This window comes from Streptacidiphilus sp. BW17 (assembly GCF_041262485.1).
Lineage (GTDB): Bacteria > Actinomycetota > Actinomycetes > Streptomycetales > Streptomycetaceae > Streptacidiphilus.
The window spans coordinates 16,569-28,694 of record NZ_JBGCCR010000054.1; the positions used below are offsets into that span (position 1 = coordinate 16,569).

At 69.4% G+C, this 12,126-nt stretch carries 10 protein-coding genes; 7 read left to right on the forward strand and 3 right to left on the reverse strand.

Going from position 1 to position 12,126, the window contains the following annotated elements; genetic code table 11:
* Position 1: 1 nt before the first annotated feature.
* Positions 2-226 carry a hypothetical protein gene (locus ABH940_RS35505; protein WP_370072854.1) on the reverse strand — a complete coding sequence of 75 codons (225 nt, stop codon included), beginning with the start codon at positions 224-226 and terminating at the stop codon, positions 2-4.
* Positions 227-900: 674 nt separating this feature from the next.
* Between ABH940_RS35505 and ABH940_RS35510 the strand changes: the two genes are divergently transcribed.
* Positions 901-2,484: an MBL fold metallo-hydrolase gene (locus ABH940_RS35510; RefSeq protein ID WP_370107158.1), complete on the forward strand. Its 1,584-nt coding sequence runs from the start codon at positions 901-903 to the stop codon at positions 2,482-2,484.
* 383 nt (positions 2,485-2,867) lie between these two features.
* Here ABH940_RS35510 and ABH940_RS35515 read toward each other — a convergent pair whose 3' ends face one another.
* Both ABH940_RS35515 and ABH940_RS35520 read right to left on the reverse strand, forming a co-directional pair.
* Positions 2,868-3,671, reverse strand: coding sequence for an alpha/beta fold hydrolase (locus tag ABH940_RS35515; RefSeq protein ID WP_370072852.1), 804 nt, complete (start codon positions 3,669-3,671; stop codon positions 2,868-2,870).
* 95 nt (positions 3,672-3,766) lie between these two features.
* Positions 3,767-4,027 (reverse strand): hypothetical protein, encoded by a 261-nt coding sequence (locus ABH940_RS35520; protein ID WP_370107159.1) that lies wholly within the window; start codon positions 4,025-4,027, stop codon positions 3,767-3,769.
* A 919-nt stretch (positions 4,028-4,946) separates the two neighbouring features.
* Between ABH940_RS35520 and ABH940_RS35525 the strand changes: the two genes are divergently transcribed.
* From ABH940_RS35525 to ABH940_RS35550, 6 genes are all read left to right on the forward strand, one after another.
* Positions 4,947-5,888: a helix-turn-helix domain-containing protein gene (locus ABH940_RS35525; protein WP_370072851.1), complete on the forward strand. Its 942-nt coding sequence runs from the start codon at positions 4,947-4,949 to the stop codon at positions 5,886-5,888.
* Positions 5,889-6,703: 815 nt separating this feature from the next.
* Positions 6,704-6,844: a hypothetical protein gene (locus ABH940_RS35530; protein ID WP_370072850.1), complete on the forward strand. Its 141-nt coding sequence runs from the start codon at positions 6,704-6,706 to the stop codon at positions 6,842-6,844.
* Positions 6,841-8,598: an acyl-CoA dehydrogenase family protein gene (locus ABH940_RS35535; protein WP_370072849.1), complete on the forward strand. Its 1,758-nt coding sequence runs from the start codon at positions 6,841-6,843 to the stop codon at positions 8,596-8,598. The genes ABH940_RS35530 and ABH940_RS35535 overlap by 4 nt, the downstream gene beginning before the upstream one ends.
* Positions 8,588-10,258, forward strand: a complete 1,671-nt coding sequence (locus tag ABH940_RS35540; RefSeq protein WP_370107160.1) for an acyl-CoA dehydrogenase — start codon at positions 8,588-8,590, stop codon at positions 10,256-10,258. The genes ABH940_RS35535 and ABH940_RS35540 overlap by 11 nt, the downstream gene beginning before the upstream one ends.
* Positions 10,259-10,271: 13 nt before the next feature.
* Positions 10,272-10,553: an acyl carrier protein gene (locus ABH940_RS35545; RefSeq protein ID WP_370072847.1), complete on the forward strand. Its 282-nt coding sequence runs from the start codon at positions 10,272-10,274 to the stop codon at positions 10,551-10,553.
* An 85-nt stretch (positions 10,554-10,638) separates the two neighbouring features.
* The coding region (locus ABH940_RS35550; protein ID WP_370107161.1) for a condensation domain-containing protein at positions 10,639-12,126 on the forward strand (1,488 nt) is incomplete at its 3' end.

Consider the following 12,126-nt stretch of genomic DNA (forward strand, 5'->3'; position numbering starts at 1 on the left):
GTTACGCGCCACACGGCGTCAGGCGGACCGGTAGGGACTCGGGGCCCCCGGGGTCGGCTCCGTGATCGGCGAGCCGCAGCAGGATTCCGTGCGTGGAGCTGAAGGTCTCGTGGTCGCGGCAGGCGGTCCGCGAGTCCTCGTACCTGGTCAGCGACCAGAAGGCGGGTAGCTCGGCCGGCTCGCGCCAGTGGGCCGGGTTGTTGGCGCGCAGCCACCGCCACCGCACAGAAGGGCCGCCATGTGAACAGAGTTCCGGGGCAACCAGGTTGATAAGCGGTGGTGGCTCAGTCGGCTTGCTCTGCACGCGATGCCTCGCAGGGGTCTCAGGGTTGATTTCACGGTGGCATGCTGTTTCACACAGCGTCAAGGCTGGCCGGGTCACCTGCTCAGGGGCGTCCGAGCGGCCTGTTCAAGTGCCGCACTGGTGCACTTGAGTGCCGCTGTCGGGCGCTGTCCCCGGTCGTTGAGGCGTGTTGATCCCGTCAGCGTCGGGAGGAATATCCCTGGTCGGGCGGAATCATTCCGGCCACAATTCACCATCCACTGCCGAACTGGATGCAGTGGTGCGATCACCTTCGAGGCGGCCTCCGACGGAGGCTGCTCACCTGTCACACTGCCGCAGTTGAACTTCGTGATCGAGCACGGTCCCGCGCTGAGTCTGCAACGGACCGGTCCTGTGCAAGGCACAAGTGTTGATCGACGGTGCCTGCCGAGCCATGCTGCTGACGTCGCTCATGCGTGCGGCGAGGTGAGCGCTTCCTCCCCGATGCCCTGGTTTGAGGCTTTGTTGTTCTCTGGCGTTTACTGACTCCGCGATTCGGTGCCGCGTCCGGGTGGACGGGTACGACGAATCGTCGACTGCCCTGTTGATGGTGTCGTTCTTCCTGAAAAGGTGTGCAGATGACTGATGAGCAGTTGTTTCTGCGGTCCAAGGTCATTATCGAGCCGCTGGTGGACAGGTTTGTCGCCCAGCCGCACACCATGGCGCCGGTGCAGGCGGCGATGAACCTGGCGTTCCTGCATGTCCCGCTGCTCGAGTCGTACCTGCAGTCCCCGCAGGTGCATGTCGCGGCGAGCAACAACCCGGAGCTGCGCGGCGGTTACTTCATCAACATCCCGGAGGAGCGCGTCGGCGAGGTGCGCGAGCTGCTCGCCGCGATCAAGCGAGACCGGGCCGACATGCTGAAGTTCGCCGAGGCGATCGCCGCCGGCCAGGAGCTGCTGCGGGCCAACGCCACCGGCTTCGACCTGACCCCGCTCTACCCGAAGCTGCCGGACGAGCTGGGTGGTCTGGTCGAGCTGGCCTACGACACCGACAACCAGGCGCAGCTGCGCTTCATCGAGCCGGTGCTCTACCACAGTCCGTACTACCAGGAGTCGCGCCAGTCGGTACAGCTCTCCTTCGAGACCGGCATCGAGCGCCCGTTCATCCTGAGCACCCCGCGGCTGCCCTCCGAAGACGTGCTGGAGCTGGACATCCCGTTCCGGCACCCCGGTCTGACGGAGCTGTTCAAGGCCCGTGTCAAGCCGACCACCCTGGCTCACCTGCGTGGGGCCCTGGAGCTGAACGACGAGCAGGCGGCCGTCCTGCGCACCATGCTGAGCGAGACCCTGGCCCTGAACGAGGACCGCCACATCGAGTCCGGTGGCCGGATCCGCTACTTCGGCCACGCCTGCCTAGTGCTGCAGACCCCCGAAGCCGCCATCGTCACCGACCCGTTCATCAGCGCGGACAGCGACGCCGACGACCGCTACACCCTGGACGACCTGCCGGACTACATCGACCTGGTGCTGATCACCCACGGCCACCAGGACCACATCGTCATGGAGACCCTGCTGCAGCTGCGCGGCCGGGTCGGCAAGATCGTCTGCCCGCGCTACTCCCGCGGCAACCTGGCGGACCCGTCGATCGCGCTGATGCTCAAGCACCAGGGCTTCGACGTGGTGGAGGTCGACGACTTCGACGAGGTCGGGTTCCCGGGGGGAAAGATCACCGCCACCCCGTTCCTGGGCGAGCACTGCGACCTGGACATCCGCGCCAAGTCGACCTACTGGGCCGAGCTGGCGGGCAAGAAGGTGTTCATCGGTGCCGACTCCTCCGGCATCGACCCGAAGCTCTACCGCTACGTCAAGGGCCACCTGGGAACCGCCGACTACGCCTTCCTCGGGATGGAGTGCGACGGCGCCCCGCTCACCTGGCTCTACCAGGCGCTGCTGACCATCCCGGTCACCAAGAAGATGAGCAACTCCCGCAAACTGTCCGGCTCCAACGCCGAGCAGGCCGCCGCGATCATGGTCGAGCTGGGCGCCAAGGAGGCCTACGTCTATGCGATGGGCGAGGAGGACTGGTTGGGCCACGTGATGGCGACCACCTATACCCCGGACACCTACCAGATCAAGCAGATCGAGGAGTTCCTCGGCTGGTGCAAGGAGCACGACATCCCGGCCGGCCACCTGTTCAAGCAGCAGGAGTGGCGCTGGTAGCAGTCCGCGGTTGACCGCAGGCCCCAAGCGAACCCCTCACCGAATTCCGCTCCCAGGCGCTCCAACTCGGCCCGGTCGCTGGTGCCGAAGGCCTCCTGCCACGCGGTGAGGACGAGTACACGCGGGGTGCGTGGCAGTCGCGCGGGGCGAAGCCGTCGCACTCGGCCATGCCCTCGCAGTTGGCCGCGCGGACCGCCGTCACCGCCGCTGCCCGGTCGGTCGGCCAGTGGCAGGCCGCGCACCAGGAAGGCGTTGCGGGCTGCCGTCAACTACCGGATCTCAGCGAGGTGTTCGGCGATCCGATGCCCGGCTTCGGCGCCCGGGCCGGCAGCCAGGTGGGCCAGCAGGCTCATGGGCGGCCTCCGTGTCGTCAGGGGTGTCCGTCAGTACTTGTCGAAGAACTCGGTGATCGCGGCGTTGACCGTCTCCGGCCGCTCCAGATGCCCCAGGTGCCCGGCGTCGGGTATCTCCACGAAGTCGCAGCAGGGGATGGCGTCCGCCACCTCCGAGACCAGGTGGGGTGGGCAGATCAGATCGTCGGCGAAGGCTATCGCCCGGCACGGCGCCGTGACGGCGCGCAGCGCCTCGCGCCGGTCGCCGCTGAGGGAGACCCAGGCCTGGCCGTCGGCGGTGTTGCTGCCGCTGCCGGTCAGTTCGAGGATCTCCAGCCAGGAGCAGATGGTGGCGTCGTCGTTCAGCGAGGCGGGGGAGAGCATCTCCAGGACGGTGCGGACCGCCTCGTACCTGGGTGGCAGCCGGATGCCGCTCTCCCGCATCAGCTGCTCGCTCTCCTGCATCGCCCGGCGCATCGCGTCGGCCCGGGCCGTGGTCGCCATCAGGATCGCCGAGCGCACCAGCTGCGGTGCCTCGATGGCCAGCTCCTGGGCGATCATGGCGCCCATCGAGTACCCGACGATGCGGCACGGGCCGAGCTCCAACGCCTCGATCAGCCCCCGGGTGTCGGCCACCATGTCGGCCAGCGAGTACTTGCCGGCCGGCGCGTCCGAGCCGCCGATGCCCCGGTTGTCGAAGACGACGGCCTCGTAGCCGGCTCCGATGACGGCCGGAGTCTGGTGCACCGTCCAGACGTGGCCCGCGGCCCCCGAACCCATGATGAACAGGACGGGTTCGCCCTTGCCCGAGCGCTGGTACGAGAGGCGGATGCCGTTGGTGCTCACCTGGGGCATGGCGTCGGGACTCCTGAGCGAGAGGGGATCGAGGTGGAGGAGGCCCGCCGATACGGCTCCGCTGCACCTACCTTGGCACCGCGTCGCGCTGGTCATCAAACCAGGCTGTTGGCACGGCCGTTCAGGAACTGTTGGTCGCCGGTCGTGGGGAGTCCGGCGTCGAGTACTGCCGTGGCAATGCCCTGACGGAGCGTCACCCTGACAGGCAGGCCGATCATGGTGAGTGCGGTGGCCAGCAGGAAAGCCGGGGTGATCGCGTGGACCGCGGGATCGGGGGCGAAGGCCGTTGCGGCCAGTCGGCGATGTTCAGCAGAGGCGGCGCCGCAGTTGAACGTACGAGTCGGCCGGGAAGGCAAGCGGCGCCCGCGGTGGACACCGAGAGCAGCCTCGATGGGGCCGGCTCGAACGGCGAGGGCGCGGTGACGCCATGGTCCCGAACCCTCTCATGCTGCACCACACAATCAGAAATCAAAAGAACTTCCCGGTGCCTCGGGGTACTTGGCAGGAACACCTCCGGTGCTCCGGTGGGTCGGACGCGCTCGGGAATTGGCGGGCACCCGCCTTCTGTGGGCATTCCGGGAGCAGTTACGAAGGGCCGACGGCCAAGGGGTTCGCCCGGGGGAGGGGAGTAGTTCGTGGCTGCCGGGTGGATCCGAGGTGCTGTCCTCGAAGGGGGCCGTCTCGACAGCGCTGCTGAGTGAGGCGGAGCTCACTGAGCTGGAGGGCGAACTCGCCAAGGGTGCCGCAGGGTACGGGCGGAACCCTTGAAGTTGACACTCGATCGGATAACGCTACCGATATTACGCAAGTTTGGTGTTCGTGCCCCATCCAGGGTGTAGTCGCGCTGTTCAGATGCCATGGGCGGGTCCATTGCCCGCACCGGCGCGGAGACTGGTGTCACGGGAGCGGGCCACGGGCTGGGTGAAGGAAAAGTGCTGGTCAACCGGTAAGTGATCCAAGTCAATTGACGATCCATCAGACATTGCTGTTTGCAAAATCTTCACACGGCCGCCTGGTTGACCCCTCGACAGTTCATGGAGCGGAAGTCATGATCGTGGCATTGAATTTGGCTGGGACGTGTCCTTGAGGGTCGGCTTCGAACCTTGGCGGTGATTCGCGGAGCGATCGAGCCTTCGGGACCTGGTAGGCACCTCGCCGACGCCTCTGTGGAGTATCGGCACGCGCCTGGGCCCAGCCCGGAGCCGACAATAACCGGGGGAACACTTGAGTCGGACGGTTGGAGATCTGAGAGCGACCGTTGTGGTGCCTGCTGCCGTGTTGCAGTTGGGAGAGTCACCGCGCACGGGCGGCCGGGACGAGGAGCACATCGCCAGGTTGGTGGAGGTGGACGGCCCGCTTCCGCCGATCCTGGTCGAGCGGCACACCATGCGCGTGATCGACGGGACCCACCGGCTGCTGGCCGCGGTTTCCAAGGGCCAACTGGCCATCGAGGTCGAGTTCTTCGACGGCACAAGTGCGGATGCCTTCCTGAAGGCGGTCGAGGCGAATGTCGCCCATGGTCTGCCACTCTCCCTGGCCGACCGGCGGGCCGCAGCCAAGCGGATCGTGACCTCGCACCCGTACCTGTCCGACCGGGCGATCGCGCGGACCGCCGGGCTGGGAGCCAAGACGGTGGCGGCGATTCGCCGCCGGGTGGCTGAGACCGCGGATGGACCGCAGTCGCAGGTGAGGCTCGGTCGGGACGGCCGGGTCCGTCCGATGAACAGCCTGGAACGGCGCCGTCGGGCCGCCGAGCTGCTGGCCGAGCGCCCGGAGGCCTCGCTGCGCGAGGTCGCCAGGCTGGCCGGGATCTCGCCGGCGACGGTCAGCGATGTCCGGCGCCGGCTGGCGGCGGGGGAGGCGCCGGCCACCGAGCGGGCTGGCGATGGCGCCATGGGCGTGGTGGTCCCGGCCCAGCGGACCCGCGCGACCGTGGCCCAGGATATGCGGGTGATGCGGTCCGACCCGGCCATGGTGCTGGAGAAACTAGTGCGCGACCCGTCGCTGCGCCACAAGGAGGAAGGCCGCCAACTGCTGCGCCTGCTGCAGCAGAACGCGATGGGGATCAAGGAATGGTCCGAGCTCACCGAGGTCGTGCCCACGCACTGCGGCGCCCTGGTGGTGGACCTTGCCCGGCAGTGCGCCGAGACCTGGCTGGAGTTCGCGCAACAACTGGACGAGCGGGTGCGCGCGGTGGACCGGGCGGCGGCCGGCTGACCGAGTAGTGCCGGGCCCGTCGTGGCGGTCGAACGCGGGCCCGGCACAGACCGGCAGGGCAGCCGGGGACGAGTGGGAGCGGATCGGCGGCGGGTGGTGCCGCGCAACTGCAGCGGTAGGCGGCTGTTTTGAGGCGAGCGGTCAGCTGGGCCCGCCGAGTAGTTAACTCCTCAATTCGCACGATGAGTTCGTCGATCGCCGTGCGGTACTCGGTCATGCCGGATGGTCGAGCCCTGAGCTTCGAAGAGCACCGCCGGTTCGGGTAGTCACCCACGGACCCGATAGCAACGGGCTGTCAAAGCAGGGTTGTTCAAGAGTGATGGCTTGGCATCGGCTCGAGCGATGCGGTCCCGCTCGCCGGCGACCGGATGTTCAACGGATGGTGTGCGGCAGTTGGACACCCCGGCGCACTCGTCCGGTACCGCACCCTTGCATTCCAGCGCCCTTGTACCGTCTGGGCGTTCAGGGTCAGCGTGCACTCTGCCACTTACCGAGCGACGACGGTTGGGGCATAGTGATCGGCGGCCCCTCCGTGATCCCAATGTCGACGCAACCGATGCCGATGATGTGCGCTTCGCGTGCATGCCGGTTGGCAGACCGTTCTTGGTGAGGTTCCTCGCCACAATTGCCTGGGCCACAGCGGAACGTCTGGTCGGACATGCGCCCGAGGAGCCTGATCGCGGCGATGGAGAGGAAGCAGTCCGGCCTGGATGGCGACGTGAGGCGGCCGCATCTCGACTGAGGTAGGAGTCGGAACGGGGCGCCCGCACCCCGGAACAACAGTGACTGGCGGAGCATCAGCCTAGGGGAACAGCATGGATTTCGATCTCGGCGGCTACCAGAGCCTGGGAGCTGCCCACCACGCGCGGATCGCGCGCCACCCGGCGGTGCGGCCCACCCCGCCGCGCGGACCGGACCCCGAGTCGCGGTGCCTGGCGGCGGGAGACCTCACGTGACCGCCACGCGCGCGGGCGCCGGGATCGAGGCGGCCCTTGACGAAGCCCTGGGCATGCTCGACGAGACGGCCCGCCGGTCCGTGGAACTCGATGAGAACGAGCAGTTTCCCGCGGACCTCTGCTCCCGCCTCGACGCGTTCGGCCTGCCGGCCCGCTACGTGCCGACCGAGTGGGGCGGCACGTCGTCCGACCACGAGGAACTGATCCGGCTCTGGCGCACCGCCGCTCGCCGTGACATCAGTGCGGTGACGGCCCACGCCAAGACGTACCTGGGCGCGGCCCCGGTGTGGATCGCCGGAAACCCGGAGCAGGCCCGGGTCATCGCCGACGCGGTGCTGTCCGGGGCCCCGGTGGCCTGGGCGCTGTCCGAGCCGGGGCACGGCGCCGACCTGTTGAGCGGATCCGTCACCGCCACGGCGGAGCCTGACGGCTACCGCGTCGACGGCGTGAAGTGGCCGATCAACAATGCCACCCGCTCGAGCCATGTCACTCTGCTCGCGCGCACCGGCCAGGAAGGCTCCGGGCGTGGCCAGAGCCTCTTCCTGGTCGACAAGTCGGCGCTACAGCCCGGGACTTGGCGGTCCCTGCCGAAGGTGCGGACGCACGGCATCCGCGGGATCGACATCTCCGGCATCGAGTTCGACGGCGCGCTGCTGCCGGCCGACGCACTGGTCGGCCCGGAGGGAAGCGGCCTGGAGACGGTACTGCTCGCGCTCCAGCTCACCCGGACGATGTGCACCGCACTCTCCCTCGGCGCCGGTGAGCACGCGCTGCGACTCGCCGCCCGGTTCACCGCGGCGCGCGTCATCCAGAACCGCCCGCTGGCCGAACGGCCCTTCCCCGCCTCGGTCCTGGCCCGCAGCGCCGCGCTGCTGACGGCCGCGGAGGCGACCTCATTGGTTGCCGGCCGTTCGATCCACAGCCTCACCGCCGAGATGAGCGTGACCTCGGCGGTCGCCAAGGCACTCGCGCCCACCCTGGTCGACGCCACGCTCGGGGAGCTCGCCGAACTGCTCGGCGCACGTTCCTTCCTCTCCGACGTCTACGAGCACGGCGCGTTCCAGAAGGTGTGGCGCGACCACCAGGTCGTGGCGGTGTTCGACGGCAGTACCCCGGTGAACCGTGCCGCCCTGGTGCAGCAGTTCCCCAGGCTGGTCCGCGGCTTCGCCACCGGCACCGCCGACGCGGGCGGACTGGCCGAAGCCGTCTCGGTCGGCAGCCCGGTCCGACCTGTCGACCGTGGCGCACTGACCATGCTGTCCCGGCAGGGCTGCTCCGTCGTGCAGGCACTGCCCGCACTCGTCGAGTCGATCGGCAGCCGGCCAACCCCCACCGGGCTCGTCGACCAGGCCGTCGCACTGGGCGCCATGGCCGAGTACCTTCACGGGCGGATGGCCGAGGTGGCGCCCGCCGCCCGTCCCGCCATGGCCGCCTACGAGCTGGCCGCGGCCTACGAGCTCTGCTACGCGGGCGCGGCCTGCCTCCACGTGTGGGCCGCGGGTGAGCGCGAGCACGCGGCGGAGCCGCTGTGGCAGGACGGCCTCTGGGTGCGGGCGGCGCTGCGCGCCCTGCTGGCCAGGCTCGCCGTGTTCCTGCGGGTGCCGGTGCCGGCTGCCGGGCCCGGCGACGACCGGCTCGACGGCGCGCTGGCCCGCCTCGTCGTCGACGCCGCGACCACCGGTGCGCCCATCACCCCGTTCGGGGCCCCGGCGCCGCGAACGCTCCAGCAGGGGGAGGACTCACGTGAGCGCTGAGAAGCTGGACGCACTGTTCGGCGACCTACGGGATGCGGACAACCCGGTCGGCCATGCCGCCATCCTCGCCGCCGATGAGCGGCACGAGATGCTCGCCGAGGGCGAACGCCTGCTGGACGCCTACGGCATGAACGCCGAGTTCGTGCCCGCCGCGTACGGTGGCCGGCTGGTGCGGGCCGACCGGCTCGCCGAGGTGCAGCGGGCGGTCTGGCGACACGACCCCTGCCTCGGCCTCGGCTACGGCTTCAGCTCGCTCCTCGGATCGGTCAACATCTGGTCCGCCGGCACGCACGAGCAGCGCACGAAGGCAGCCGAGATCCTGCTGGGGGGTGGCCGGATCGCGGTCGTCTTCCACGAACTCGACCACGGCAACGACTTCGCGCACGCCGAGTGCGCCGCCGTTCCGAGTGACGGCGGCTGGCGACTGACCGGGCGCAAGGAGACCGTCGCCAATCTGCGCCGTGCCGAGGCCATGGTGCTCTTCGCACGGACCAGCGAGGTCGCGGGCAGCCGCAGCCACAGCCAGTTCTTCCTCACCCGGGCCGAGTTGCCGGCCGACCGCGTGCTGGATCTGCCGCGGTTCCCCACCTCCGGCCTGAACGGAGTGCAACTCGGTGGACTGCGGTTCACCGACTGCCCGGTCCCCGGCACCGCGATGCTCGGCCGGCCCGGCCAGGGCATCGAGAACGCCCTGCGCGCTTTTCAGCTCAGCCGAGCGGTGCTCCCGGCCAGCGTCCTCGGGTCGTTGGACACCGCGCTGCGTCTGGCGCTGGAGTGCGTGCACGAGCGGCGCCTCTACGGTGGCTTCGCCGCCGACCTGCCCTATGTGCGCGCAGTCCTCGCACGAGTCTTCGCCGACCTGCTGGCCATCGATGCCTTCTGCGGTGTCGGACTCCGGGCGCTGCACCTGGCCCCGGAGGCCACGCTCTACGCGCCGGCGGTGAAGTACCTGACATCACGGATCCTGATGGAGGCCTTCGAGGATCTGCGCGCGGTCATGGGCGCCCAGGGCTACCTCCGCGAGGGCTCCTACGCGATGTTCCAGAAGCTCCTCAGGGACGCCGCCCCGGCCGCCTTCTCCCACATCTCGCTCTCCGCCTGTCTGGTGCTGATCCTGCCGCAACTGCCCCGGCTGGCACGGAAGTCCTGGCTGGCCGACCAGGCCGCCGCTCGGCAGCTGTTCGACCTCGATGCGGATCTGCCGCCGCTGGACTTCGACCGGCTCGCCGTCGGCATGCCGTCCGGTGACGGGCTGATCGGCGTGCTGGCCGAGACCGCCGAGCGCGAGTCGGCCGGGAGCCCGGTCGGTCGGTTCGCGGTGCGCTTCAGGGACGAGGTGCTCGCGCTGCGCGACCAGTGCGCCGCACTGGCGCCCTCGGACCTCACGATCGGGGCCTCTCCGGAGGCTTACGCGGTGGCCGGCCGGTACACGGTGCTGCTCGCCGCCGCCGCCGCGCTCGCGGTCTGGCGCGGCGATGACCGTCAGCAGGAGGCGGCGCTCCTCGGGATCCTCGACCGGCTCTCCGGACGCCTCGGCGGCGCTCCGGTGCTCACCCCGGACGAGCGCGCGAGTGCCGAGCAGGCGCTGTTCGACATCGCTGTCGAGCGCTTCCAGGACCGGCGGCTCCTCGACCTGTCCGCACGTCGTGTTTCGGGATGAGAGAGGGACTTCGATGACTGATCGGGAAGTGGGTGTGCGGGTGTCGGGCGAGGACATCGAGCGGTGGTTGATGGAGCGACTGGCCTACTACCTGGAGACGCCGGTGGGGGAGATCGACCCGGAGGTCTCGCTCGCCGAGTACGGCTTGGAGTCGGTGTACGCCTTCGCGTTGTGCGGGGACATCGAGGACAAGCTGGGTGTGACCGTGGAGCCCACCCTGGTGTGGGACATCGACACGGTCGCGGCTCTGACCGTTCACCTGGCCGGCCTGGTGGCCGAACTGCCGTCGGCCTGAGAGGCGTTCCGGGCCTTCAAGGCCCGCGGGGCTTCGTCCTGCCTTTGTTCTTCCAGAGTGCGTCGATCGATTGAGGGATACGGGGATGAGTGTGTCCGAGCAGGGCCCGTGGGATCTGATGTCCGGCCAGCTGGGGGTCTGGTACGCGCAGCAGCTCGCGCCTGACAGTCCGGCGTACAACATCGGTGAGTACATGGAGATCCACGGCGCACTCGACGTGGATCTCTTCGTGCGTGCGCTGCGCCGCACGGTGCAGGAGGCGGAAGCTATCCGGCTGCGCCTGTGTGTGGAGGGCGGGACGCCGCGACAGTTCCTGGGCGAGGCCGGGGAGGTTCCGGTTAACGTGGCGGATCTGCGGGGGGAGGCTGATCCGCGTGCGGTGGCGCAGGAATGGATCCAGGCCGATCTGGACACGCCGGTGGAGCTGGTGGGTGGGGCGCTGTCGGGGCATGCGTTCTTCACGCTCGGGCCGGATCGGTTCCTGTGGTACCAACGTGCCCACCACCTGGTTCTCGACGGCAACGGCCTGTCGCACTTCGCCGAGCGGCTGTCCCAGGTGTACGGGGTGCTCCGGGCGGGCGGGGATCCGGCCGAGGGTGCTTTGCGGTCGGTGTCGGAGCTGATCGAGACCGACCGGGTCTACCGGGAGTCGCAGGAGCGTGACCGGGACCGGCAGTTCTGGCTGGAGACGTTCTCGGACCAGGCGGAGGAGACGGCGCCCGAGGGGCCGCAGGGGCGGCGGCTGCCCGGTCGACCGGTGATCCACCGGCAGGATCTCGGAGCCGACGCGACCGGTCGGCTGCGGGCTGCCGCGAAGCGGCTCCGGGTCAGCTTCGCCGGCTTGGTGATCGCCGCGTCGGCTGTCTACCAGCACCGGTCCACCGGGGCGCGGGACGTCGTGCTCGGAGTGTCGGCCAGTGGCCGCACGAGCATGCGTGAGGTGGGCATCCCCGGCATGACCGCGAACATCATGCCGATCAGGCTCAGGGTCCGTCCGGGCATGTCCGTCGAGGAGCTCGCGCGGCAGGCGCAGCGAGCGGTCCACAGCGGTCTGCGTCACCAGCGCTACCAGTACCCGGACCTGGTCAGGGACCTGAAGCGGGTCGGCGGTACCCCGCTGTACGACATGATCGTCGACGTCATGGTGGCCGACCGCCGGATCGGGTTCGGCGACTGCGCGATCACCCGGACCGCCCTCTCCAGCGGGCCTGCCGAAGGCCTGAAGATCGACGTGTTCAGTGACACGGCCGAGGGTGGTGTGCAGACCCTCATCGAGATGAACCGCGAGCACTACGACGCCGAAGCGGCGTCGTCGGTGAGTCGCCGGTTCCTGGCCGTGCTGGACTGGCTCGGCAGCGCTCCGGTCACCGCCTCCGTCGGCACCGTCGACCTGCTCGACCAGGCTGAGCGCCGGCTGGTGTTGGAGACCTGGAACGACACCGTGGTGTCGGGTGAGGTGGTGTCGGTGCCGGGGCGGTTCGCGGCGCAGGTGGCGGCGACGCCGGGGGCGGTTGCGGTGGTGGCGGATGGTTCGGCGGTCAGCTATGCGGAGTTGGACGCGCGGGCGAATCGG

Bases quoted from the DNA above. Each gene is read 5' to 3' on its own strand.
- ABH940_RS35510 (WP_370107158.1), top strand. From the start codon at position 901: ATGACTGATGAGCAGTTGTTTCTGCGGTCCAAGGTCATTATCGAGCCG.
- ABH940_RS35515 (WP_370072852.1), bottom strand. From the start codon at position 3,671: ATGCCCCAGGTGAGCACCAACGGCATCCGCCTCTCGTACCAGCGCTCG.
- ABH940_RS35530 (WP_370072850.1), top strand. From the start codon at position 6,704: ATGGATTTCGATCTCGGCGGCTACCAGAGCCTGGGAGCTGCCCACCAC.
- ABH940_RS35545 (WP_370072847.1), top strand. From the start codon at position 10,272: ATGACTGATCGGGAAGTGGGTGTGCGGGTGTCGGGCGAGGACATCGAG.